The sequence below is a fragment of the Brevibacillus sp. HB2.2 genome, from assembly GCF_013284275.1.
GTDB lineage: Bacteria > Bacillota > Bacilli > Brevibacillales > Brevibacillaceae > Brevibacillus > Brevibacillus brevis_D.
Genome location: NZ_JABSUV010000007.1, coordinates 145,875 through 170,824, shown reverse-complemented (window position 1 = coordinate 170,824; position 24,950 = coordinate 145,875). Strand labels below are relative to the sequence as shown.

At 48.5% G+C, this 24,950-nt stretch carries 25 protein-coding genes and 2 riboswitches; of the genes, 14 read left to right on the top strand and 11 right to left on the bottom strand.

What is annotated here, in order from left to right; genetic code table 11:
• Positions 1-190: 190 nt before the first annotated feature.
• The 5 genes from HP401_RS07290 to HP401_RS07270 form a co-directional block, all read right to left on the bottom strand.
• Complete coding sequence (locus tag HP401_RS07290) at positions 191-1,165, bottom strand: ABC transporter substrate-binding protein (RefSeq protein ID WP_173604580.1); 975 nt, start codon at positions 1,163-1,165, stop codon at positions 191-193.
• A gap of 67 nt (positions 1,166-1,232) precedes the next feature.
• Positions 1,233-2,813: a helix-turn-helix domain-containing protein gene (locus HP401_RS07285; RefSeq protein ID WP_254457020.1), complete on the bottom strand. Its 1,581-nt coding sequence runs from the start codon at positions 2,811-2,813 to the stop codon at positions 1,233-1,235.
• A 62-nt stretch (positions 2,814-2,875) separates the two neighbouring features.
• Positions 2,876-3,259 carry an OsmC family protein gene (locus tag HP401_RS07280; RefSeq protein WP_007720051.1) on the bottom strand — a complete coding sequence of 128 codons (384 nt, stop codon included), beginning with the start codon at positions 3,257-3,259 and terminating at the stop codon, positions 2,876-2,878.
• A gap of 94 nt (positions 3,260-3,353) precedes the next feature.
• Positions 3,354-4,991, bottom strand: coding sequence for a M20/M25/M40 family metallo-hydrolase (locus HP401_RS07275; protein ID WP_173604578.1), 1,638 nt, complete (start codon positions 4,989-4,991; stop codon positions 3,354-3,356).
• Between the two features lie 58 nt (positions 4,992-5,049).
• Positions 5,050-5,790: an IclR family transcriptional regulator gene (locus HP401_RS07270; RefSeq protein ID WP_173604577.1), complete on the bottom strand. Its 741-nt coding sequence runs from the start codon at positions 5,788-5,790 to the stop codon at positions 5,050-5,052.
• A 280-nt stretch (positions 5,791-6,070) separates the two neighbouring features.
• Between HP401_RS07270 and HP401_RS07265 the strand changes: the two genes are divergently transcribed.
• Together HP401_RS07265 and HP401_RS07260 are read left to right on the top strand one after the other, a co-directional pair.
• Entirely contained in the window at positions 6,071-6,835 is a 765-nt protein-coding gene (locus tag HP401_RS07265; protein WP_064200301.1) for a dimethylarginine dimethylaminohydrolase family protein, read from the top strand.
• A 72-nt stretch (positions 6,836-6,907) separates the two neighbouring features.
• Positions 6,908-8,317, top strand: coding sequence for an amino acid permease (locus tag HP401_RS07260; RefSeq protein WP_173604576.1), 1,410 nt, complete (start codon positions 6,908-6,910; stop codon positions 8,315-8,317).
• 78 nt (positions 8,318-8,395) lie between these two features.
• Here the strand turns inward: HP401_RS07260 and HP401_RS07255 are convergent, their stop codons facing one another.
• Complete coding sequence (locus HP401_RS07255; protein ID WP_173604575.1) at positions 8,396-9,712, bottom strand: D-arabinono-1,4-lactone oxidase; 1,317 nt, start codon at positions 9,710-9,712, stop codon at positions 8,396-8,398.
• Positions 9,700-10,887, bottom strand: coding sequence for an amino acid deaminase/aldolase (locus tag HP401_RS07250; RefSeq protein WP_173604574.1), 1,188 nt, complete (start codon positions 10,885-10,887; stop codon positions 9,700-9,702). Before HP401_RS07250 ends, HP401_RS07255 begins: the two co-directional genes overlap by 13 nt.
• A 299-nt stretch (positions 10,888-11,186) precedes the next feature.
• A riboswitch (purine riboswitch) is annotated at positions 11,187-11,286 on the top strand.
• 51 nt (positions 11,287-11,337) lie between these two features.
• Between HP401_RS07250 and HP401_RS07245 the strand changes: the two genes are divergently transcribed.
• From HP401_RS07245 to HP401_RS07235, 3 genes are all read left to right on the top strand, one after another.
• Entirely contained in the window at positions 11,338-12,771 is a 1,434-nt protein-coding gene (locus HP401_RS07245) for an NAD(P)/FAD-dependent oxidoreductase (protein WP_142497507.1), read from the top strand.
• A 65-nt stretch (positions 12,772-12,836) separates the two neighbouring features.
• Complete coding sequence (locus HP401_RS07240; RefSeq protein ID WP_254457019.1) at positions 12,837-13,277, top strand: hypothetical protein; 441 nt, start codon at positions 12,837-12,839, stop codon at positions 13,275-13,277.
• Positions 13,252-13,527 (top strand): hypothetical protein, encoded by a 276-nt coding sequence (locus HP401_RS07235; protein WP_087341948.1) that lies wholly within the window; start codon positions 13,252-13,254, stop codon positions 13,525-13,527. Before HP401_RS07240 ends, HP401_RS07235 begins: the two co-directional genes overlap by 26 nt.
• A gap of 50 nt (positions 13,528-13,577) precedes the next feature.
• Here the strand turns inward: HP401_RS07235 and HP401_RS07230 are convergent, their stop codons facing one another.
• Positions 13,578-13,991 (bottom strand): MarR family winged helix-turn-helix transcriptional regulator, encoded by a 414-nt coding sequence (locus HP401_RS07230; protein ID WP_015893743.1) that lies wholly within the window; start codon positions 13,989-13,991, stop codon positions 13,578-13,580.
• A gap of 261 nt (positions 13,992-14,252) precedes the next feature.
• Between HP401_RS07230 and HP401_RS07225 the strand changes: the two genes are divergently transcribed.
• Complete coding sequence (locus HP401_RS07225; RefSeq protein WP_173604573.1) at positions 14,253-14,690, top strand: hypothetical protein; 438 nt, start codon at positions 14,253-14,255, stop codon at positions 14,688-14,690.
• A 117-nt stretch (positions 14,691-14,807) separates the two neighbouring features.
• Here HP401_RS07225 and HP401_RS07220 read toward each other — a convergent pair whose 3' ends face one another.
• Positions 14,808-15,425 carry a DUF3298 and DUF4163 domain-containing protein gene (locus HP401_RS07220; protein WP_173604572.1) on the bottom strand — a complete coding sequence of 206 codons (618 nt, stop codon included), beginning with the start codon at positions 15,423-15,425 and terminating at the stop codon, positions 14,808-14,810.
• A 155-nt stretch (positions 15,426-15,580) separates the two neighbouring features.
• On the opposite strand from HP401_RS07220, the gene HP401_RS07215 reads away from it, so the two are divergent.
• From HP401_RS07215 to HP401_RS07185, 7 genes are all read left to right on the top strand, one after another.
• Entirely contained in the window at positions 15,581-17,056 is a 1,476-nt protein-coding gene (locus HP401_RS07215; RefSeq protein WP_173604571.1) for a methyl-accepting chemotaxis protein, read from the top strand.
• A gap of 151 nt (positions 17,057-17,207) precedes the next feature.
• A riboswitch (SAM riboswitch) is annotated at positions 17,208-17,330 on the top strand.
• A gap of 200 nt (positions 17,331-17,530) precedes the next feature.
• A complete protein-coding gene (locus HP401_RS07210) occupies positions 17,531-18,559 on the top strand; it encodes a BMP family lipoprotein (protein ID WP_087341943.1) in 1,029 nt (342 codons plus the stop codon).
• Between the two features lie 121 nt (positions 18,560-18,680).
• Positions 18,681-20,210 carry an ABC transporter ATP-binding protein gene (locus tag HP401_RS07205; protein WP_173604570.1) on the top strand — a complete coding sequence of 510 codons (1,530 nt, stop codon included), beginning with the start codon at positions 18,681-18,683 and terminating at the stop codon, positions 20,208-20,210.
• Positions 20,185-21,255, top strand: coding sequence for an ABC transporter permease (locus tag HP401_RS07200; RefSeq protein WP_015893737.1), 1,071 nt, complete (start codon positions 20,185-20,187; stop codon positions 21,253-21,255). The genes HP401_RS07205 and HP401_RS07200 overlap by 26 nt, the downstream gene beginning before the upstream one ends.
• Positions 21,242-22,156 carry an ABC transporter permease gene (locus HP401_RS07195; protein ID WP_087341937.1) on the top strand — a complete coding sequence of 305 codons (915 nt, stop codon included), beginning with the start codon at positions 21,242-21,244 and terminating at the stop codon, positions 22,154-22,156. The genes HP401_RS07200 and HP401_RS07195 overlap by 14 nt, the downstream gene beginning before the upstream one ends.
• 41 nt (positions 22,157-22,197) lie before the next feature.
• Positions 22,198-22,863 (top strand): sulfite oxidase-like oxidoreductase, encoded by a 666-nt coding sequence (locus HP401_RS07190; protein ID WP_173604569.1) that lies wholly within the window; start codon positions 22,198-22,200, stop codon positions 22,861-22,863.
• Between the two features lies 1 nt (position 22,864).
• The gene (locus HP401_RS07185; protein WP_173604568.1) at positions 22,865-23,587 is read left to right on the top strand and encodes a nucleoside phosphorylase; all 723 of its coding nucleotides are present in this window, start codon (positions 22,865-22,867) and stop codon (positions 23,585-23,587) included.
• A gap of 60 nt (positions 23,588-23,647) precedes the next feature.
• Here HP401_RS07185 and HP401_RS07180 read toward each other — a convergent pair whose 3' ends face one another.
• Both HP401_RS07180 and HP401_RS07175 read right to left on the bottom strand, forming a co-directional pair.
• Complete coding sequence (locus HP401_RS07180; RefSeq protein ID WP_173604567.1) at positions 23,648-24,091, bottom strand: DUF2269 family protein; 444 nt, start codon at positions 24,089-24,091, stop codon at positions 23,648-23,650.
• Positions 24,092-24,093: 2 nt separating this feature from the next.
• Positions 24,094-24,447: an ASCH domain-containing protein gene (locus tag HP401_RS07175; RefSeq protein ID WP_142497517.1), complete on the bottom strand. Its 354-nt coding sequence runs from the start codon at positions 24,445-24,447 to the stop codon at positions 24,094-24,096.
• A 212-nt stretch (positions 24,448-24,659) separates the two neighbouring features.
• Here HP401_RS07175 and HP401_RS07170 point away from each other — a divergent pair, with 212 nt between their 5' ends.
• On the top strand, positions 24,660-24,941 hold the full coding sequence (locus HP401_RS07170; RefSeq protein WP_015893731.1) for an ArsR/SmtB family transcription factor: 282 nt from the start codon (positions 24,660-24,662) through the stop codon (positions 24,939-24,941).
• The last annotated feature ends 9 nt before the right edge of the window (positions 24,942-24,950 follow it).

The following is a 24,950-nucleotide window of genomic DNA, read 5'->3' as shown; positions in this document are numbered from 1 at the left end:
AAAGGGGACCCGCTTGTCGAACACTTCTTCCTTGAGAACCCTCCGCCCGTAGGGTGGCTTTGGCTCGACGGTCCCCTTTTTGAAGTGGAGACGGACAGTCAATCCCGCTTGCGGGCGTGTCAGAGTCGAAGAGAACTGTGCTTTTTCTTCTCCACCCCTATGTTGACTCAAACCAGAATGCCCTATCTTATTATTTCTTGGCTCCAGTCAAATCCTGCACAGCTTCATCCAACTGCTTTTCAATCAGAATGGGGTCGTAGCCAAGCCATCTATCCACATTGACTACGTAAACCTGATTCTTTTTAACAGCGGGCAAGTTCTTCCACAGACTGCTTTGCTCGATTTCTTTCAAATACTGAGCGGCATCCTCTCCTGGGAACAACATCAGGAAAATATGGTCGGCTGCATATTCCGGTAAAAGCTCCATGGACACGTCTTTTGACCAGAACAGTGGGTCTTTATCGATCTCACTCTTAATGAGTGGCGGTGGAGTTAACTGAAGATCGTTGTACAAAACATGGCCCATGTTGCGAGCCCCGTACATTTTGATCGTTTTCGCACGGACGTTTAATGCTGCAACGGTCTCGTCCTTCCCGACCTTGGCATGGACCAGCTTACGTGCTTCTTCCACCTTTGCTTTATACTTCTGCTCCCAAGCCTTTCCTTCTTCCTCGCGACCTAACGCTTCCGCTACCTTTTGTACATGCCCGTAGACATCATATTGATCGAAGGCGATCGCTACAACAGGCGCAATTTTTGTGAGGTTTTCATATACCTGTTGCTCGACTTCGGTTCCGGTGAGAATCAAGTCAGGCTGCAACTCGAGGATTTTCTCCAGATTATAGGCATCATAATCTCCCACGACTTCGATTCCACTAACCAGTGGTTCCATGTCTGGACCTTCCATATGTCCCTTCACTGCACCGATTGGCTTCACCCCAAGGGCAAGCATGGGGCCCAAATATTGCAAGGCTACGACGCGCTGAGCTTTCACAGGAATGGTGGCTTCGCCCTTTGCGTGCTTCAGGACACGGGTCTCGCTGCTTTTATTTTCTTGTGCAGGTGCCGATGGATTGGGGCTGGCTGTCTGGCCGCATGCCGTGAGCAAGAACAAGGAAAGAATCATCAATCCTGGCAGCCAAGCTCGTATGTGCAATCGTTTCATCGTATATCCTCCATGAATGAAAATGATTCTCATTAATAGAGTCCATCTTACCTTGAACGCACTCTTTTCATCCATGGAGAATGTTCCGTTTTTCTTTGGATAATGTGGCGGTGTTTGCATGGGTCAAAATTTGGACGGCCTCTTCCAGCTGGATGTCGAGGGAGAGGGGATCATACGAGAACCAAATCGGGTTGAGAATGACCACTTGTCCTTTTTGTACAGCAGGAATTCGTTGCCAGACATCCTGCTTCATCAACTCCAGGAAGTGTGCCCGTGAGAGATCATCATCAAAAATATGAACGAACAGCCAATCTGCTGCGTACTGGCTTAATTGATCCTCATTGATGGGGGTTGCCCAGAAATTGGGATTGCGTGTTAACTCTTCTTGAATCATTTTGGGTGGCGTCAGCTTCAAGGATTTGTACAGTACATGCCCGATATTTCTGGCACCGTATGCCAATAGACTCTGTGGACGCACATTGAGGATCAAGAATGTTTCTTTCTTCTGAATATGAGCATCGATGCATCGCTTCGCCTTCAGAACCTTCTGTTCATGCTGCTTGAGCCACAGGTGTGCCTGGTCTTTCAAGCCAAGCACGTCGGCTAGTATGTTCAAATGACCAAATACATCATGATCCAGCCATGGAAGGGCAAGAGTAGGTGCAACCTTGGAAAAAGCAGCGCTATCTACCGTCGATTCGGTCAAAATAAACGTCGGCTGCAATGATTTGATTATGTCTGGTGTGTTTTCGGGCAGGCTGACAATCTCATCAGCCTCTTTCATCCGTAATTGCTCGCGTAAATAAGTGACCTGCTCTTCTGGAGCGCCAATCGGTCTGATTCCGAGTGCCAATAAATACTCGGCATAGTGGAAGGTGACGGGTGACATTTGCTTCTGATTCATGCGGACAAAGACAGTCGGGGACACGCCTACCTGCTGCTTAAAGCGTCTGCTGAAGTAAAACTCATCGGCATACCCGACCAGACGTGCTACCTCGCGCAATCGCTTATTCGATTCTCGCAGAAGTGTCTTTGCATGCTCCATCCGACAGCTCGTCAAATATTCGATCGGGCTTTTTCCAACCTTTTTCTTGAAGACCTCGGTGTAATACCGCGGGGTAAGGCCAGCTCGATTTGCCAAATCATCTAAGGTGATTGGCTCTGCATAATTCGTATGCATGTAAGAAACCGTCTGATCGACAACGCTTGACGTTTCTACGGTAGCCTGCTGTTCTGCATGGCTCCAAATCAGGTGGAGCAATTGTTGAAAGCGAATTTGATTTTGAAAAGCTTCCAACTGATCATTGGCTTGTCGATGGGCATACAGGGTGAGGGCAAGCTCCGTACTGCTATCTACCTGATGAAATGCACACGAGCTGTGGTCAAGATGCCAGGAAGGACTCGGGCTGTAGGCGTTGGTGACCTGATCTTGCTGTTGTAGGGCGTCAAAATAAAATACGAGGAAACGGAGTGGATCATCCGTATCTGCGCTTATTTGTCTCGCAGATTCTCGCGAAAGAACCAGCGCACTTCCATCAAGTAGAGCGGCTTGATCCGACTCGCTCAGCATCCGACCCGATCCTTTTGTCACGATGAGCACAGCATGGGTTGATTCGCCGGAAAACGTCCATGCTTCTGTCGGTGACAAGGTGACCTGCTGTATGTCTTGAAGTAGAAACAAAGGAGTGGGCGGTAGCACGTTTTTTCCTATCATGATACCAATTCGAAGGACTCGGTTACGACGATGCTTCCCTTGACAGATTGGACCATCGGGCAGTTTTTGCTCGCGGCTTCAATGGCTTTTTGTACTTTTTCTTCTTTCATATTTTCACCCGTAATGATGAAGTGGAGGTGAATTTTTTCAACGCGATTTGCCTCTGCCTCATTCCGCTGAACATCTGCTGTTACTTTCATATCCGTGCACGGCATTCTCATCTTGTCTAACACTTTTCGCAGAACACCGCCACTGCAAACAGCGATGGAAGAGACCAAGAGCTGGTAGGGGCGAAATCCATACTGTTCATCACCCGATACGTGCAGCTCACCGTAGGACAGTTGAGTGACAAAGCCATTTTCTTTCGCTTGAAATTCCATGGGTAACCCTCCCTTGAAATGGTTTTTCTTCATTATAAGGAAAAAGGCACCCGTGCGACAGTCATCTATCGGTACGGGAACCTTTTCTCTTTTGCTATTCCTTTACTGCTTTCCCATTTTGCAAGAGAGACTGGATGCAACGAGGGAGCATGTCTTTTAACGTATCGAATGCATAGTCGATGTCCAGACGCTCTGTCCATTGATGGGCGTCACGTCCGACTGGACCGAGGTTCATGACAGGTACATCAAAAGCTTCGAGTTCCTGAAGCGGAATAGAGTAGCCGTTGTCCCACAAAGGCATGTTTGCTACCAATGGCTTCATGGATGCAGCCGGATATTGGAGTCCGACGTAGCTTAAGTCAGAGATTCCGCCAAAGTAGTTTTGTTTCACCAAATTGACCTGGTGCTGATCTCTCGCGTATGTTTTCATCTCTTCCATCGTTTGTTGGATCAGAGGATGATTGCGCGAGCTGACTGCCGGGTAAAACGGTGGAGCGAAGAACAAGATCATCATCGGCGACAGTTCTTTGCACAGAATCGCTAATTGATCCACCAGCTCAATCGTGGTGTCGCGGTCGTCCTTGTCGCCGCGGTTGGCGATCACATCTGCTTCCAGCTGGCGTAGCTTTTCTTCCCCGTACGTTTTCTTCGCATAGGCATACAGTTCTTCGTAAGTCATGACGGAAATGGACAGATCACGCGGGCTAAACGGCGCAAAGTTGGCAAACTGGCTCGCGTGCTTGAGGTAGTTTTGCTTCATGCGCTCTGCGACATTTCTTGCCGATTCCAGCAGCGGCTCTACGACATCCTCCATCTGCTTTTCCAGCAGGAACAGGTTGAACAGCGTCACGGCACGGTGCGGAATTTGCACAGAGTACTCTTTTTTCAAATCCTTTTGAATCAGGTTCGTCGGCGGAGGAGATGCTTCTCCCTCAACAACCTCGCAAAAGGATGTGTTTAGCTCGAGCTCACATGTCATTTGAGAAGCCATGTAATTGCCGTTTAACCCAGCAAAAGGCTCGCCGACATGTGTTTCTTTGCCGTAGCAGAGGAAGCCAGGCAGCACTTTTCCGATGGAGCCTGTGTACAAGTACGTATTCGTATCCCCTGGATAGCGGGTAAACATCGGCTCGGAGTTGAGCACGGTGGTGTAGCTCAGGTCGAACTCTTCGGCGATTTTCAAAAGCGCGGGGACTGCTGCCCGCATCCCGACAGAATTCACCTCTTCATCAGGGACTGTCAGAAGCAAAATGTTGCCGTCGAACTCCCCAGCAATCGCTTGCTCAATCATCGACATGTGCAGTGTCAGTCCGCACTTCATATCCATGGTGCCACGGCCAAACAGCCAGTTGCCGGTGCGAATATCCTGTTGAACGTCTGCTGGCATATCCGCTTGGTTTTGCTGGAACAGAGGAGTGAGGGTCTTCGGATTAAAAGCATGCTTCATCCAGGCACCGTAATCCTCGACGTCGACGACATCAAAATGGCTGACGAGAATGACGGTGTCCCGTACGCCTTCTTTTTTGACCAAAGCAGTGACAAAATGGCGCCCGTCTTCAGTCGGATTCGCACGTACATGATCGGGATTGGCTTGATAATAAGGCAGGGTACGCAGCTGATCGACGACGTAGCCAGGCAAGTCCTTCTCGGCAGATGATCCTGTAATGCTTGGGATGCTTACCAAATTGCACAAGAGATCAACGAGCTGCTCTTTTGTTTGCCATTTTTGCATAAAAAACGCCTCCGTTTTCCGTATAGTGAAAACTGTTTCCGGTTAGTGGGCAAAAAAATTAAGGTAAGGCACCGATCATGTGGGAAATTTCTTTGGCGCTTTGTTGGGCTTGTTCAATGAGTGAGGACAAGAGCTGCTCGTTGATCCGGTAGCTCGGCACGCCAATACTCAAAGCGCCTACGACCTTTTGGTTGACACCGAAGATAGGAGCGGCAATGGATGCGGTGCCTTCGGTTTTCTCACCGTAACTGACTGCATAGCCGTTTTGTCTGATTTCAGGCAGTCGTTCTAACAGCTCGCGACGTTTTTCTGCATCCGGGATTAAACCGGTCACGATTTGCTCTGCTTCGTTCGGATTCATGCTGGCGAGAATCGTTTTGTTTGCTGCACCGATGTGTAGCGGAATACGCTCGCCCAGATTATCCATGCTTCTGACAGACATGGGACCTTCCACTCGTTCGAGTACGATGGCATGAGAGCCCTGTGGAATGTTCAGATAGACGGTTTCTCGTACATCTGCTGCCAATCGCTCCATGACAGTTCGGGCGACAGCGCGCATATCCATTTTGTCCAGGATGCGCAGCCCGATTTCCATCCACGTATAGCCAACCTTGTACTGCTTACTCTCGGGAAGCTGGAGGATGAGGCCATGCTTGATGAGGCTGCTGATTAAACGGTGTACCGTACTCAGCGGCAGGTCCGTTTGTTCAGCAATTTCCGAGATGGACCAATGCTGCTTGTTTGGATCTGATACCAGGACGGAGATGATGCTCATCGCCCGGTCAATCGATTGTACCAACGTGGGTTACCTCCTGGCTTTGTTGCATAGTGACCGTTCGTTGAAAGTCACGCCAGCTTAATATGACCTCAATCTATCAGAATTTTTCAACGGAATCAATATCATTTAAACTAGATAAAAATCCGTTGACAAAAAATTTGAAACTATTTTACATTAAGAGTGTAATTTTGTATTGCAGAAGTGATTCCACAATGCGGAATATTTCTGGGTGATTGCTCAGAGGAGAATGAATACTGTTAGACAAAAGCAAGATTCAAAAACAGAAGGGAGATCTATCATTATGAAATTTTCACGTGCGATTGTAAGAAAACCGGGAAAGAGTTATGTAAATGGTTTGACGACTTCTGATTTGGGTACACCTGATTTTGAACTTGCTCTTAAACAGCATGCCGCTTATGTAGAAGCGCTGAAACAGACAGGTCTGGATGTAACCGTTCTGGAAGCGGACGAGCGTTTCCCAGATTCTACGTTTGTGGAAGATACAGCTGTTCTCACGGAAAAGTGCGCCGTCATCACCAATCCCGGTGCAGAAAGCCGCAATGGTGAAATTGAGGATATGAAATTGGTGCTTCCTCGTTTTTATGACACGATTGAGTATATTCAAGCCCCAGGCTTCCTCGATGGTGGAGACGTCATGCAGGTAGACAACCATTTCTACGTCGGTCTGTCTACACGCACCAATGAAGAAGGAGCCATCCAGTTCCGCGAGATTCTCTCCAAATACGGATATGAGGTCACCATTGTACCGTTGAAAGAGTTTTTCCACCTGAAAACAGGAATCGCTTACCTTGGCAATGACTTGCTGGTTCTGGCTGGGGAGTTCATTGATTCTGAAGTATTTAGCAAGTACAAGCATCTGGTCGTGGAAAAAGAAGTCGAGTACTCTGCGAACTGCATCCATATCAACGACTATGTCATTATTCCAAAAGGCTTTGAGAGCACGAAAAAGCAAATCACTGACGCTGGCTACCATGTGATTGAGCTGGATATGTCTGAATTCCAGAAACAAGACGGAGGATTGAGCTGCCTGTCCCTGCGTTTCTAGCGCAGGCAGTTCTCTCTTCGTTTATAGACTCCTGATAGACCTCTTAAAAAGCAGGTGAAAGAGAGGAATCATATGAACACTGGGAATGAAAGAGACACACAGCTACAACGTTCCATGAAAAGTCGCCACTTGTTTATGCTGTCGTTAGGTGGTGTCATCGGGACAGGGCTCTTCCTCAACGCTGGCTTCACGATTAATCAGGCTGGACCTGGCGGAGCGCTCGTTGCCTATATCGTCGGCGGGATTTTGCTGTATCTGGTCATGACGTGCTTGGGTGAGCTTTCTGTAAAAATGCCAGTAACAGGCTCTTTCCAAGCCTACGCCAGCAAGTATATTGGTCCGGCGAGCGGGTTTACACTGGGATGGATGTATTGGCTAGGGTCAGCTACAACGGCCGGGGTAGAATTCACTGCCGCGGGCATGGTCATGCAACGGTGGTTCCCGGATACACCGATCTGGATTTGGTGCGCGCTCTTTATCGTTCTGCTCTTTGCCTTCAATGCGCTGACGACAAAGGGGTTTGCGGAAACGGAGTACTGGTTTGCCGGAATTAAAGTATTGGCTGTACTTATGTTTATTATTGTCGGACTAGGTGCTATATTCGGTATTGTCAGTATGGAAGGAAGACCCGCTCCGTTTCTCTCCAACTTCTCGGCAGATGGGGGACTATTCCCGTTTGGCATCGCGATCGTCTTTGTGACGATGATGAACGTCGTATTCTCTTATCAAGGCTCTGAATTGATCGGAATTGCAGCCGGGGAAGCAGAAGACCCGCAAAAGACTATTCCGCGGGCGATCCGCAACATTGTGTTTCGCATTCTCGTGTTCTATGTGGCGTCGGTCACGATCTTGTCCGCCCTCTTTCCCTCAAGCGAGCTGGGGCTCTTGGAAAGTCCGTTTGTGACGGTATTTGATGCAGTGGGGATTCCTTTTGCAGCGGATATCATGAACTTCGTCATCTTGACGGCTCTGTTGTCTGTCGGCAACTCATGCTTGTACGCAGCCACGCGTTTGTTGTGGTCTCTTTCCCATAGCAATATGGCCCATCCTGCTTTTGGAAAGCTGACCAAGCGTAAAGTGCCTTTGAACGCACTTTTGGCGACGCTGGCGTTTTCACTTCTGTCCCTATTAACCAGCGTGGTTGCAGCGGATACGGTATACGTGCTGCTCATGTCTGTATCCGGTATTGCGGTCACCTTCACGTGGATGGGGATTGCTCTCTCTCAATTCAATTTCCGCCGTCAATACTTGCGTGAGGGTGGAAAAATAGAAGATTTGCAGTTCGTAGCACCGTTTTACCCGGTGATGCCGCTCCTGTGTCTGGCTCTTTGTACATTCATTCTTATCTTCCCGGCGTTTGACCCGACACAGCGAATTGGACTCTTCTATGGAATTGGTGCGTTGGTGCTGTTCTATACCTTCTATTATGTGCGCTATGGACGCAAAGGGGCGCATAAACCGAATTTCCCAACGCAAGGCTAAGTTGTCCCTGCACGATAGAAAAATGCCCCTGCCATGAATGATCTGGTCGGGGGCATTTTTGTGGCGTAAGGATGGTCTTCAGGAGATCCCGAACAACTCGGCTAAATACGAATTCACGAACAAGCCGTCAGGGTCGAGCTCAGAGCGAATGGCGAGGAAATCGGGCAATCGCGGATAGACCTGATGAAGCCTCTCGGTGGTCATACTGTGCATTTTCCCCCAGTGTGGACGTCCACCATATCGGGCAAAAATCTCCTCCATCTGGGCAAAGTACGCTTCGTACGGCATTCCCTTGTACATGTGGACGGCAATGAAGGCACTATCCCGTTCATAGGCGGGACTGAGCCAGATGTCGTCCTTTTTGACGTATCGGCATTCGAGCGGAAAATGAACGGCAAAGCGTTCCTGCTCAATCGTCTTACGCAGCTCCCGTATGGCTTCGCCCATATGCTCGGCAGGGAAGCAGTATTCCATTTCATAAAAACGAACAAGCCGAGGGGTGGCGAAAAGCTGATGGCTGTAGCCGCTCTCATGGACAGAGGGAACGCTTTGAGCGGACAGCCTGCTGACGCTTTTGCTAAGAGAAGGGCGCAGTCGGCAGCTCTCCGACAAGAGCCAAAACAGCCCGTTCTCCACCACCATTTTTTTCAAATAGCTCCATCGTTGATTGCCGCTGGGGGGATCGTTGGTCTCGTTCATGAATTTCACCTGAACGGTGTCCGAATACGGGAAGATAAAAAATTCAAAATGGCGATGCTCGGTTTTAAACGTCTCTAGAGAAGACAAGCACTCCTCTACCTGCATGCGACGGCTTTGGTAGAGCAGGCGATAGGCTGGGAGGACACGCAGCTTGACACGTACGATGATGCCCAAGAGACCAAGCGAGACTTGCATGGCTTTGAACAGGTCCGGCTGGGTCTGCTCGGATATCTCCAAAACCTCCCCGGATGCGGTCACGACTGTCAGTCCGACGACTTGCGTGGAGATGCTGCCAAAATGAATGCCAGTGCCATGTGTTCCGGTGCTGACAGCCCCTGCAATGGACTGGGCGTTAATGTCTCCGAGGTTTTCTTGAGAGTAGCCCGCTTGATGCAGGAGTTGTCCGAGTGTCTTGAGCTTGGTGCCTGCCCAGACTTCAACGGTATCAGAGGCAGGATCTACACTGACGATTCCTTGGAGATGATCCAAGGATAACAAGCAGTCTTCTGTCTGGACGAGACGAGTGAAGGAATGACCGGAGCCGACGACTCGAATCCGTGTACCTGCCTTCTTGCAAGCAAGGACAAGCTGCACGACCTCATCTACGGACTCTGGCATCGCGATTTGTTTCGGCTGGCTTTGTACATTTCCTGTCCAATTGGTCCAGTGATTCGCGTGCTTCTTTACAGTGAGCATAATCCATCCCCCCGATAGGTGGTCACTTCCTCGATGATTTTCCCGCCAGAGATGCAATACAGTCGGGTAAAACGTTCGCAGAGCTCTCCTGCTTTGGCATGGCGAAAAAAGATCGGGTCTCCGAGCTCCAACGTTTCCATGCCTTGATAGTGGATGGGTGTCTGTACTTCACCTGCTCCTTCGTTGGGGAACAGCTTTGCTCCCACTGGCAAGTAAGGTTTGGGGAGTCTGTCACGCCCAGCAGAACCAGATGCGATGTAGCCCCCGCCAGCACAAGTGTAGATGTGCGCTGCGGGCTTACGGATAATTTCCAAAGCAAATCCTGCGGCAGGATGAAACCGAAAGTCCTGAAAGTAGTCAAAAAGCCCAGGCGAAAAAAATCCGGAGCCTGCTGTAACCTCTGTAACGGCTTCTTCCTTCCCGGTCAAGTGCAAGCTGCCCGTTCCTCCACCGTTTACGAAGCGGAGAGGAATGTCTAGCTCGCGAATGGCATGCACCAGTGTGGCACGTCGAGCAGCCACTTCTTTCACGGAATATTGCTTGAGGAGACGGATGATGCTGTTTTTTAGGAATTGACGAGGGTATCGATCACCTACGCCAGCAATTTGAGCTTCGTACCCCATGACACCATCTAGGTAGAGATGATCGGAGGAAGCAACGCGCTTAACTAGGGAGAGGGACGCCTCGAGAGAGCGAAGTGGCGAGCGCCAGACGCCGAAATGCAGCCCCAACACATCAGACGACATGTCGATATCGAGACAGACAGGCAGTCTGGTTCCGGTTTCCCGGGCGATTAGTTCGAGCTGTTCGACATGAGGGAGAGAGTCGATCATTAAAGTAATGGAGCGTCCGTTCTTAATCTTGGAGGCGATTGACAAAAGCCAGCTTTTTTCCCAGAGCGGATAGCCAAGCAGCAGGTCATCGAAGCCTGCCTCGCACAGGTGAAGCACCTCAGGAGCGGAATAGCACATGAGACCACGAAAGCAATCGTTCACCTGCAATACACGTTTGAGAATGGCAACGCTTCGGATCGACTTGCTCGCGATTCGAACGGGTTTTCCATTGCTTTGCAAACTGATTTGCTCCGCATTTTCCTCCAGCAGATCTAGATCGACGAAAGCGAACGGCTTGGGAACACCAGCAAAGGCAGACTGATAATGGCGATAATCCCGCATATACAGGCCTCATCCTTTTTTGCACGCGATTTGAATGAAATAATAAATCGTAAATATTTCTTAAAATTCTATCCATTCTATTCGTTTATATTTGATTCCTTCCTGACAAATGAGGGGCATGAACAGAAATGACGAATGTTCGTTTTTAATGTTCGTGTTTTGTTGTATCTATGGATTGTAAAGGCATGTTTACGATAAAATTAACTTTAAAAGACGAATAAATGGGCTGTTTTCGGTTGACTTGATTCACCTTATAAGCTACTATACATATTGTTGTGCAGAACAACACAGGCTTGACGAATGAAATAGTAATTTGTATTCGTATATCCTCAGAAATATGGTTTGAGGGTCTCTACAGGGAACCGTAAATTCCCGGCTACGAATAGGGCAGTTTTGGTATACCCTATTCGTCGGCCGGGAATTTTTTCATTTTTTCGGGGAGGGAACGACATGAATAAGTATGATGTGATCGTTGTAGGAGCAGGGCCAGCAGGGATTTTTACGTGCTACGAGATCATGCGAAAAGCACCGAATGCCAAGGTGCTGTTGATTGATAAAGGGCATGACATCTATAGCAGACGCTGTCCGATCTTGGAAGAAAAGATCAAGCTCTGCCCGCCGCCAGCAGGAAAAAAAGATTTCGCAGGCTGTTTGCCGGCCTGTTCGATTACCAGTGGTTTTGGTGGAGCAGGCGCCTATAGCGATGGCAAATTTAACATCACCACCGAATTTGGCGGTTGGATGACAGACTATCTCAGCCCTTCCACTGTACTTGGGCTGATCAAATACGTAGATGAAATCAATCTGGAGCATGGGGCTACCCAATCGATTACGGACCCGACCACAGAGACGATCAAGAGCATCGAGCAGCGCGGCTATGCAGCAGGCCTCAAGCTGTTGCGAGCACAGGTGCGTCACTTGGGAACGGAGCAAAACCTGGAGATTCTCCAGTCGATCTTCGAGCATTTGAAGAAGCATATCGACATGATGTTCAAGACAGAGGTCGCGGACATCATCACGGTGAAAGAAGCAGACGGACATCAGGTAAAGGGTGTAATTTTGAAAAACGGACAAGAGTATGAAGCTGATTACGTGGTAATCGGACCAGGACGCGATGGCTCCGCATGGTTGACGGATATCTTGAAAAAGCGCCGCCTGAAAATGTACAACAATCAAGTCGACGTAGGCGTACGTGTGGAGACATCCGATGTCGTCATGCGCGAAATTAATGAGCACTTGTACGAAGGAAAATTCATTTTCAATACATCTGTCGGAACGCGTGTACGGACGTTCTGCAGCAATCCATCCGGTCACGTGGTCGTGGAAAACCACAGTGGCGTTATGGCGGCAAACGGGCACTCTTACAAAGACCCAGCGCTGGGCTCGATGAATACGAACTTTGCGCTCTTGGTATCTCATACGTTTACAGAGCCGTTTGACAAGCCGAATGAGTACGCGAGAGAAATTTGCAAGCGGGCAAATGATCTGTCAAACGGTGGAGTCATCGTGCAAAAGTACGGCGATATTTTGCGCGGTCGACGTTCCACAGAGTCGCGTATTAAGGAAGGCTTCCTGGAGCCTACTCTGAAGGAAGCAGTACCGGGTGACTTGGGACTCGTGTTGCCTTACAACACGATGAAAAGCTTGATCGAGATGGTGGAAGCACTGGACAAGGTAACACCGGGAATCGCTTCTGAGCACACGCTGTTCTATGGAGTGGAAGCGAAATTTTACTCGGCTCGTCCGAAACTGACTGAGGAATTCGAAACAGAAATCAAGGGATTGTTCTGTGGCGGGGATGGTGCCGGAATTACGCGTGGTCTGGCACAGGCTGGAGCTGCTGGGGTTTGGATGGCTCGCAATATTACGAAACGCATGCAATAACGAATACGATTATAACCAATAGGCTTCTTGCTGGGCACGCTTGTGCTTGGTGGGAGCCTTTTTTCATGACATCAGGAAAGTGGTGGTCCCGATGTCACGAGGAATTAGGCAGAAGCGTATTGTATAGAAGGGCCAATAATCAAACCACGACCTTTATTGGCATGGAGGTATCTATGTTTTTTTGTGATGATGACGATACCGCTGTAATAGCACTTTGGATTATTTCGCTTGGCTTTGTCATCCTCGCCATTGATAAAACAACCAAATTAAGTCAAAAGCCTGCCTGTAACAACGACAAGTTGATACAACCCTTCATCCAGTTAAACAAGCAAATCAATGGGAAAAACAAAAATGGCAATGACAATGATGACGATATGCAGTTCAAACGAATTGAACAGCAAATTGCTCAATTGCGAGATAGTGTTCAAGATATAAAAAAGAATTTACAGGAGAATCAACCCAAAAACGGAGGGAAAAAGGATGATCGAAAAAAATCTGGCGAATGAGTTGGTAGCGGTAGGGGGGTGGATCGCAGTGATTGGCACTTTCTTAGCTGCCATAGGTTCGACTGGACAGGTGGAACCGGAGCAGCCTGCTTCTACAGACAACCAAGCAAATGACAAAGAATCAAATGATTTGAAAAAACAAGTACTGCAACAGAAAAAACAATTGCAAAAGCAACAGATACAGCTTGAACTGATTCAATTGGAACAAGAGCTTAACACCCTCATCCATAGCACACGGAAAAATGGCTAACAAAAAATGACTTCACCAAACTGCTTTTGGGCGAAGTCATTTTTTATTTGTTACAACGGCTGTAAATTATCGTTCATTTTCTTCAAAACGCGGTTAAAGATAGCGAGCTCTGCTTCGTCAACGCCGCGGAGTGCCAGCTCTTCTTGCACTTTTGCAGCCTCCAGCCATTCCGGGAACCGTTCGATTGCTTGCGGAGACAAGGACACATAGCGCTCACGCTTGTCATCACCCTCTGAGCGAATGATCCAGCCCATCTCTTCCAAACGGGTGAGTGTCCGGGTAATCGTCGGGGCTTCAACATTCAGGTAGTTGCTCAATTGAACCTGAGTAAGCGATTCACGATAATGCAAGCAAAGAATAATACCCCATTGCGAGCTGTATAATCCCATGGGAGCCATAGTCCCATTTAGTGATTTGCTGAATATTCTTGCTGTTTGGCTAATTCGATGACCATAATATTGCATGAGTATATACCTCCAGGAAAGCTGGTCCGATATATCGTACACTTATTGCTTAAGTAAATATGTACAATAACATACTAGCAGTTCCGGACATATAAGTAAACGTTTATTCGATGGCGAAATTATGGATTTTCTGCAAACAAAATGCCCCTAGCAAGGGGCACGAAAGATAATTGTTTTCTAAAAAAAGTTCACTTATTGAAAAAATAACCATTGTTAAATATACTAAAAATGTAAATAAATAGATGATGAGGAGAGTTCGAAATGAAACATTCCTTTAAAAGAATTTTGTCTTCTTGTATGGTATTGGCTGCGTTGGCAATGGGGACACAATCGGCTTTTGCTAGTGACGGATATGGAGATACGCAGGATAAGGCAGTTCCTATCAAAATTTACAAACCAATGTCGCATACTATTTCTGATAGTAATGATGTAGATTGGTACGAATATGATAATCGATCTGGGCAGGGGATCAGTGTACTATTGGAATCTCCACAAAACCAAAACTATGATTTTGATTTGATCTATATTTCTAGAAACGGAAAAGTACATGAGACATATAATCCCAATGATTTTGGACCAGGTGGATCCGATGTTCTGGGTCTCCAGATAGGTCTTGGTGATCAGGTATATATCAAGGTTTATGGACACAGCGCATCTGATTTTGATAAAAATAATCCGTACAAGCTTACAATTAATTAGTAGAAAAAGTAGAAAAAGCACCCATGTGGTGCTTTCTCTTTTGCCACAAATATACCCAGGCGACTGTCAGGAGAAAAGATACTGCGCCTGGGTGGTAAAAACGGCGGTACAGTGCATTTAATCTGCGGACAAGATGCTCAGTGGACCTTTTTCATTGATGATTGGCTCTAGTTCATAGACCGAAATGGGGAACATGGGGAAACCGACGTAGTAGGGCGTAATTTCGTACAACTGGAAGTAGATGACCAGTGCTTTGTCGGCGACGTAATAATCTTGATCGGGCTTAATCGAAGTAAAGCCATTAAGTGTGGGGATGTTTCTTTCTTTGATTTGACGCTTGATGTTTTCGGAAATCACCTTGACGTAATCGCTTCCTGGCTTGAATAATTCCCGCAGCGTATAGAGCTTGCCTGTTTGGATATCAGCGGTGATCGAACCGAGGAAGGTCATGCCGTGAGCCATTTGCGGTGTATAGGCGTAGTTGCTCAACACAACACTGAAAATACCGCGTTCGTTTGTCTTGATTTCGTAGCTTCCTTGCATTTCTGTATTTCCCGGTACCTGGACCCGTTGTTGCTCGTGAATTAAGCCTTGAACCGTTTGATAAATCGCCCGGTTGATATCTTTTTCCGCTTGCTGGTTGGCTAATCCCGCCAATTGCGGATAGTAAATCGTGGTGTTCGGACGGCTAATCGTCCGTGTCAGCACGGTAGCTGGCAATTGATTAAGTTCCACCTTTTTCTGTTTACCTCCTGTACGCGAGAGTTGTGTAATAGCCTATTCGAAATTGTTTTTGGCTGTTCTTACTTTTTTCACAAATTTGGCAAAGGTTTGGCTATATAATGGGGAAAGAATCCGATACATAAGTAATAAGGAAAAGGGGGGCAATTATGATTCAATTGATTCGCAATACCTTGACTGACAAAGAAGGCTTTATGATTTTTATCCTATGGAATCATTTGTGGATGGCGGGACTCATTGCCTACCAAGTGGATGTGAACTTCTGGAAAGTGACGTCCTTGGGATTGCTGGTCACTTTAATTGTTTCGCCGTATTATTTCATTCGCAAAGATAGTCTTGTGATTCGTTATCTGGTAGCAATTGGACTCATGTTCTATGCGATTTCATTCGATCACTTTACCGATTACCAGGAGATCACCTTCCTCGCTTTTATCGTCATGGGCTTTTTGGCAGCCTATTTGGATTGGAAGCTGGTCGTAACAGCGGGAATTACCCAAATCATTGTTACGGTTATCGGGTTCTACACAGGAACCTACCAGATCTTCGATGGTGATTTTTCGGAGATCAATTTGCTTATGCGTATTGTCACGATTCTCATGATGATGGGAGCCGTAACGTATCTGTGTCTCGCCGGACAAGCCTCCCTGCAAAAAGCGCACGACGCAAGGCAGGAAGCGGAAGAGAAGGAGCGTCGTCTGGGAGAAATGCTTTTGAACATCCAGGAAATGACGGAGCAGCTAGATCGTACAAGCGATCATGTGCATGAGCATGCGGAAGGTACGAAGCGCAATACAGATGAAATGATGGTAGCCTTCAAGGAAGTCGCCGTCGGCATGGAATCGCAGGCGAATTCTACGGTGAAGATCGAGGAAGAGGTTCAATCCATCGATCAGGAAATCGAGGCAGTCACATCGCAGACCAACGCAATGAAAACAGAATCGCAACAAAACAACCGTCGTCTGACAGAAAGCGTTCAGATGATGAACGAGCTGTCCTCGCAGATGGAGCAAATTGTGCAAGCAGTTAATGTAGCAGCCTCTACGATTCACCAGCTCAATCGACAGGCGAATCGCGTAGAGGAAATTGTCGGCGCTATTAATCAGATCGCGACACAAACGAATCTGTTGGCACTGAATGCGGCGATTGAATCGGCGCGTGCAGGTGAGCATGGACGAGGATTTGCTGTGGTAGCGGATGAGGTACGCAAGCTGGCAGAACAAAGCGCGACAGCCACACAGGAAATTACCGACATTCTCAAGTCACTCCACCAGGAAAGTGAGAATGCGGTGCAGCATATGAGCAGTGGGGAAGTGTCTGTTGCAAAAGGCCAAGAGCTGGCCGTAAAAACAGTGGCCTCCATTGAAGCAGTGCGTGCCGGAATGATGGCCTTCCTAGAAGCAGCTGATCAAGTAAGCTCCAGCATGGACCGGGTAAAAGTGCGTTCCGGCGAGGTTGCCATCGAGATGTCGACCATTACAGCGGTAACCGAGGAATCGGTAGCCAACTTAGAAGAGTTGTTTGCGACAGCAGAAAACCAGCATCAAAAAGTGCGTGAGATTACGGAAGAGCTGGGCGAGCTGAATACGTTGTCGCATCGCCTCCAGCAAACCTTTCACGTAAATTAGAGGTTGCGCTTCTCGCCAATTTCTCGGTGCTGAAAAGACGACTTTTGAAACTTTTATTTACTTGTAGAAGTGTTTGGAATTGAGAAAAAAGAATTGCATTTTCGAACCGTTCTGCTAGAATGAATTCCATTGTAACTAAATATATTCACCTACCTTATCAAGAGCGGCGGAGGGACTGGCCCGATGATGCCCGGCAACCACTGATCATGTCTATGCATGAACAGAAAGGTGCCAATTCCTGCAAAACCTGTACCATGGTTTTGACAGATGAGGAAGAGAACGGCTTCGTACGCAAACTCTTCCTCCGGGGAGAGTTTTTTTGTTGTATTTGTAAAAGAAGAGGGGGAATAAACGAACGATAAATTAATTTTATAAGAGAATATTCGTAAATAGTATTGAAAAAATAGGTAAAAAGCCGTACATTACCTAATAGGATAAAGAAAAACGTAAAGTTCGGATAGGGAGAGATACATCATGAAGAAGTTATTGCTGGCATTAACGACATTCGCAGTATTGGCAACAGGGTGCTCGACTGGCACAAGCGCACCGGCAGATCAGCCAGGAGGACAAGCAGCAGGACAAGAGGGGGCGGCCAAAAAGCGAATTGCTTTGATTTTGCCTGAGAAAATCGGTGTGAATCCATTCTTCCAACAAATGGACGAGGGTGCAAAGAAAGCCGCACAAGAGCTGGGCGCAGAAGTAAAAACGATCGAATCTACAGACCATGGAGCGATTGAAGAAAATCTGCGTGTGGCTGTTGCAGAAAATTATGATTTGATCATCACTTCTTCCTTTACATCAGAGGATGCATTGAAAAAAGTGGCTACCGAAAATCCTGACCGTAATTTTGCGATTATTGATACCGTAGTGGATTTGCCAAACGTTCGCAGTGTTACCTTCCGCGAGCAGGAAGCGGCTTACCTGGTGGGAGCAGCAGCAGGCTTGGCAACGAAAACGAACAAAGTGGGGATGGTTGTCGCACTTGATATTCCGCAGTTGAAAAAATGGACGGTTGGCTTCGGAGAGGGCTTGAAAGCGACAAACCCAAAAGCAGAGCTGATGGTCAACTATGTAGGAAGCTTCACTGACCCGGCAAAAGCGAAGGAATTGGCTTTGCTCCAAGCTTCCAAAGGCGCTGATTTCATTAACGGTGCAGCAGCAGTAGGCGACCTTGGCGTTTTCGAAGCAGCGAAGGAAAAAGGCTTCTTCACAGCAGGTCAGGACGTTGACCGTACGACGATTGATCCAGAGCATATTGTTCTGTCCCAATTGAAAGGGACTGACGCGGCAGCTTATGAAACCGTGAAGACCTTTGTAGAAGGAACGTTCAAACCAGGTGTTGTGGCATACGGCTTGAAGGAAAAAGGTGTTGGTGTAACCTATGTCACACACGAAAGCAAGACGCCGCTGAACGCTTTTATTGGACAAGAAGTGGTGGATAAAGTGAAAGCGATCAGCGATGAGATTGTAGCGGGTAGCCGCAAAGTACCAGACCAGTTTTAAAAAGGTTGTCGGTACTGAACGTTTATTTATAGCTTGTGCACAGTGATGGATGTGACCGACTACGGCTGTGTAGTCGGTCTTCCATTTTCATAAAAGGACTTACAGAAATGAGGGAGTGGGAATGACCGATCGCTTGGAAATGAGGGCCATGACCAAGAAGTACGGAGATTTTACCGCCAACGACAAGGTGTCGTTCTCACTGGCAGCAGGAGAGGTCCATGCGATTGTCGGGGAAAATGGAGCGGGCAAAACGACACTGATGCGGATGCTGTACGGGATGGAGCAGCCGACGTCGGGAGAGATCGTGTTAAACGGCAAGCCAGTTGTTTTTCGCGGACCAGAGGACGCGATTCGAAATGGAATCGGGATGGTTCACCAGCACTTTATGCTCTTCGGAGAATTCAGTGTGACTGAAAATATCGTGATCGGATATGAGCCGAAGCAAGCAGGCTTTTTCAACAGAAAGGACGCAGAGGACAAGGTGTGGGCGCTGAGTGAGCAGTATCGCATTCCGATTCATCCGCAGGCTATGGTAGCGAATTGCTCGATCGGGGAACAGCAACGGGTCGAAATTCTGAAGGTCCTGTATCAGGGAGCGGATATTATCGTGCTGGATGAGCCGACTGCTGTCCTTACCCCGCTGGAGGTACGCGACCTGCTGCAAACGATTCGAAACTTGGCAAAGAGCGGCAAGAGCGTCATTTTGATTACACACAAGTTGCAGGAAGTCATGGAGGTAGCCGATCGTATTACGGTACTGCGCGGGGGCAAAGTGACGGGAACGGTTTCGCGGAATGAGACAAATGCGGATGATTTGGCAAGATTGATGGTCGGACGAGAATTGCAGGAGCTAGCTGAACGAGTTCCTCTGGATAAAGGCCCCTTGTTGCAGGTGGAGAATCTTGCCGTTCGAGAAAAGCAGACCCTTCTCGATCAAGTCAGCTTTACCGTACACCACGGGGAAATCGTAGGAATCGCAGGTGTTTCCGGGAATGGACAATCCGAGCTGCTACAAGCGATCAGCGGTTTGCGAGCGGCACAGGAGGGGACGGTGCGGTTAGGTGGCAAGGATGTGACGAACAAATCAGTAGCCACCATTCGAGATGCCGGCTTGGCGCATATTCCGGAGGATCGCTACCTGTGGGGAACGGCCAAACTCTCAAGCGTCGATGAAAATGCGCTGATGGGCTATCAACGAAAGCCTGCTTACAACCGCCGTGGCGTCGTTTTGCGGGAGAAATTCCGCCAAGTCATAAAAGGCTGGGTTGATCAGTTTGCCATCAAAACAGGCTCCCGACAATTGCAGGAGCTGGCAGGGAATCTGTCAGGTGGAAATTTGCAAAAGCTGATCGTAGCAAGGGAGCTGGGACATGAAACCCCGTTTTTGATTGCAGCTGAGCCTACGCGAGGGGTGGATATCGGTGCCATGGAGTACATCCATCAGGCACTGATCGAAAAGCGCAATCAGGGAGACGGGATCCTGCTCGTCTCCTCCGAGTTGTCCGAAATTCTCGCCTTGTCTGACAGAATTTTGGTCATGTATAAAGGGCGAATCGCTGGAGAGCTGTCACGCCTGGAGGCAACCGAAGAAAAAATCAGCGTGATCATGGCGGGAGGAAGCATTCATGGCAGCAATCAAAGAGCTATCTAAGTCATTGGTTCAGCCGTTCTTGGCTGTCGTCATCGGTTTGTTGACCGGGGCACTGGTTATTGCTGCCGTTGGCGAATCGATCTTGGGAACCTACCAGGAAATGTGGAAAGGGGCCTTTGGCAGTTTTTATTTCTTAACGTCTACCTTAGCGAGAGCCACACCTATCATGCTGATTGCCTTGGGTCTTTCCCTCGCATTTCGGGCAGGGGTATTCAACCTGGGAGCGGAAGGGCAAATGGTGCTTGGTGCCGTCAGTGCTGCGTTAGTCGCGATCTATTTGCCAGCGCCGGGAATGATCAAAATTGTGGCGGGTATTTTCGCGGGAATGGCGGTCGGCGGGTTCTGGGCGTTGTTGCCGGGTTTTATGGAAGCACGCTTTCGCATTCCATTGCTCATCTCTACGTTGCTCTTCAACTATATTGCGGTATTGTTTGCGAGCTATCTCGTGACAGAGCCATTCCGGGATCGCTCAGGCTCTGCGGCACTGGCACAGACCGTCATGCTGGAGAAAAGCGCTTGGCTTCCGAAGCTGTTTGCGGGAATGAGCGTGCATGCAGGGTTTTTGTTTGCGATTGTTGCAGCGCTCTTGTTGTTCTGGGTCCTTCGTTTTACGCCTTTTGGCTATGAAGTGAAGATGCTGGGTCAAAACTCGCTGTTTGCTCAATACGGAGGAATTAATCGGATTCGGGTGATGCTGACCGGGATGTTTGCCAGTGGTGGCTTGGCTGGCTTGGCGGGAACCGTCGAGGTAATGGGGGCGCACTATCGCTTTGTGGACGGGGCGCTGACTGTACCGGGCTTCGCCTGGACGGGGCTGATGGCAGCCTTGCTTGCGAACTCGCACCCGCTTGGCATCATTGTGACTTCGATCCTGCTTGCTGCTTTTCAAACAGGAGCCATGGGTGTAGAGCGCAATACGGATGTACCGCTGGAGCTGGCAAGTGTTATACAAGCCGTATTGATATTGTTCATCTCCGCCAAGTTTAGTTACGACTGGTGGAAAAAGCGTAAGGCAAAAGGAGGGGAATCGCATGGAGCTCTTTGATTGGTCCCTCCTCAGTTCTACCATTCGGATGGTCACGCCGATCTTGTTGGCAGCTTTGGGTGGAGCGCTCTGCGCACGTGTTGGAATTTTTAATGTGGGCCTGGAGGGATTGGTACTGGTCGGTGCCTTTTCCGCGATTGTCGGCAATCATTTTACCGGGAATCTCTTTCTGGCCGTTTTGATTGCAGCGCTGGTCAGCATCGTCTTTTCGCTCTTATTCGCGTACATGACGATCAAGCTTAGGGCGAATGAAATCGTCGTCGGCGTGGCAATTAACTTTCTCGCGCTGGGGTTGACGACATTTGCACTGCGGGCGATCTTCGGTGTCAAAGGGGCGTTTTACGATAAGGATATGGCTGGCTTGCCAACCGTTGAGATTCCTTTCATTCACGATATTCCAGTCATCGGAGGCATTGTCTCCGGCCATTCGCCACTCGTGTATTTTGCGTTTTTGGCTGCCATTCTGCTGTATGTGTTCTTTTATCGGACGGTTACGGGCTTCCGCGTCCTCGCAGTTGGTTTGAACCCCGTTGCGGCACGTAGTCTCGGTCTGAAAGTGACGGGGCTTCAGGTGCTGGCGATTGTGATGAGTGGCGCTTTGTGCGGGATTGCAGGGGCGCAGCTTTCACTGGGGCAAGTCACGATGTTTACAGAAGGGATGACGGCTGGTCGGGGCTTTATCGCATTGGTAGCAATGATGATGGGGCAGTCGCATCCACTTGGTATTTTGGCTTCGAGCCTTTTGTTCGGGTTGATGGATGCCCTTAGTATTCGATTGCAGGGCTTTTCGCTTCCGACGCAATTTACGGCTATGCTGCCATACGTGCTGACGATTGCAGCGATGTTCTTTTTGAAGAACAAGAGTCAGATCGGCAGCGACAATCAGCAGAGCACCCGTTAAACATAGACCATATAGACAGCGGAGACAGGGGGAAATGCGATATGAACAAGGCAGATCGGATCAAAAAAATGAAAGTACCCGCCCCAGTGGAACCGGGACTCGCCAGACGACTTCCGCCGGGACAAATCCTGACAGAGCGTTTTCCCATTTTGCATGAGGGAGACGTGCCGGTGTATGACATGAACGAATGGACGCTGCGTGTTTTCGGGGAGGTAGACCGGGAAGTGACGCTCTCCTACGACGAGATCATGGCGATGCCGCAGGTGACAGTGACAAGCGACATTCACTGCGTGACGCGCTGGTCCCGTTTTGACAATGCGTTTACAGGCGTGCGTTTTCGTGATTTTCTACAGGCGATTGGTGTGACTCCGCAGGCGAACTTCGTCATGCTGCACGGTGATCACGACTATACCGCCAATGTGCCGCTCGTTGATCTGGAGCGTGATGATGTGCTGCTGGCTCACTCCTTTGGCGGAGAACAACTGACGGACAAGCACGGCTGGCCGCTTCGCCTGGTTGTTCCACATCTGTATTTCTGGAAAAGCGTGAAGTGGATTAGAGGAATTGAATTTATGACGGAAAACAAGCCCGGCTTCTGGGAGCAAAATGGTTTTCACTTGATCGCAGACCCGTTCCGCGAAGAGCGGTTCTCCGGTGAAGCGTTGCCGATCCCAGAGGATGAGTGGGAGAAAAAGGAGTTCGATTGAGATGTTGACGAATCTAAAGGTAGATCCAGAACAACTGCCCAAGCGCGTCATCGTGTGCGGTGATCCAAAACGTGCAGCCTTGATTGCATCGAAACTCGACAACCAGCGTCAAATCGGGGAAAACCGCGAGTATCACAGCTATGCGGGTACGTGGAAAGGCGTAGAGGTAGCAGTAGTGAGCCATGGGGTAGGCGCACCGGGAGCAGCCGTATGCTTCGAGGAGCTGGCGAAGGGCGGCGTTCAAGTCATCATTCGTGTAGGAACTGCCGGGTCATACCAAAAGGAAATCGAGACAGGTAGCCTCGTCATCAGCTCCGCGGCAGTTCGCCAAGACGGCTTGACCAGTCAGTTGGTTCCGGCGGGCTTCCCGGCTGTTGCAAATCGCCATGTCGTGGACGCGCTCGTACAAGCAGCGGGAGCAAATGCATCAGACTTGAAGGTATTCGAAGGAATCACACTGACACTCGATGTCTTTTACAGTGGGGTGTTGGAATTTCCGCACAAGCTATACCAAAAAGCTGGCGTTTTGGCCGTCGAAATGGAAAATACCGCCCTGTTCGTGATTGCGGCGCTTCGCGGAATGAAGGCAGGCTCGATTTTGGCGATCGACGGGTATGCCGATGCAGACTTGCTCGAATCGTATAACCCGCACACCGATGTGATGGCAAAAGCCATTGAAGCAGAAGCGTTGATCGCACTGGATGCGGTTATTGCGGTTTCGTAAATTCATGTAAAGGAACACCCGGAACTAATTGTAGTTCTGGGTGTTTTATTTTTATCATTTCTACCATACCTCAGGCTTCACCACCATGAACCATAACATGGCCAGCAAAAGAAACAAATAGATCCAGATCGAACGAGTAAGCGACTGCACCAATTTATCCTTGTCCTGGTCAGTTTCATTAAACTTCCGTATCTTCGGCGAAAATGCGCGTGCCAGGAAATACAAGGAGCTTACCAGGATCAATACGGTCATCACGATCCAGGACGTCTTCCATGACCAATTCCCACCCATGACTAGCAATACCCCGGATACGACCAAAACATGACCGGCATGCTTCGCCAAGCGTGTGGTAGACCTGAAAGTATCCAGATAGGCTTGTTGTTTGGTGAGGTCAGCCTCTCGCAATCTTTTCATCATGGGTAGCAGAACGAAAAACGGCCCAATGGACATGATGGCACTGAGAATATGTAGATAAAGAATGGCCTTATATATTAAAATGCCCACCGTTATTTTTTCTTGCCCGGGCTAAATTCATGGACCCACACTCGCATTTGCGGCAGCCAAGGCATCCCAGGATGAGAGGATAGAATGGATTGCTTATATTCCTCTACATTCGAATATCCCTCTTGCTTGGCATTTTCATCGGTTAATTCCCCGAGCGACTGTGAATAAACCTTGTCGATTACAAATTCGTGGCCTTCGAGGGTCATGATTTCACCAACATCTGCGTAGCGTCCATTGCGCCGGGTCGCGGTTTTTTGTCCCGATAATACTTTCTCGATATCCGGCTTCACGGTAATTAAACGATCGATTGTACAGGTTTTTGGCGGCAAAGCCTCAGAACCCATTTGATTTTGCATTACATGTCATCCTCCTTTTTTCTTCAAAACCACTCTATCATAAGTCGAGCCATGAATGCACAAGCACACGACTGTATAGTTGGACGGGTGCTACTCTCTAGGCTTTCCTAGGTAGGTAAGCAATAATGAGCACTTTACATTTCAACAATGTAGTGCTAATATCATTTCGACACTTATAGAAATGTAGAGTAACTCTTTGGAAGGAGATCATCATGGCTGAAAACGAAGAAGAAATGGGGCAGGCGGTTAAAGTATACAAAGCTTTAGGTGAACCCACGCGTTTAAAAATCGCTTTGATGCTAGCAAAGGAGAGTAATCAATGCTTTACTGCTATTGGTGAAAGACTCGAAACAGTGGCTGGCTCAACGTTGTCGCATCATCTGAAGCAATTAACCGACTCTGGCTTAATCAATTCGCGTAAGAATGGATCGTTTATTCACTATAGTGTTAATCAAGAAGTTGCAGAGAAATTTGCGCCTTATTTGCTGGCGTAAATTTTTTTA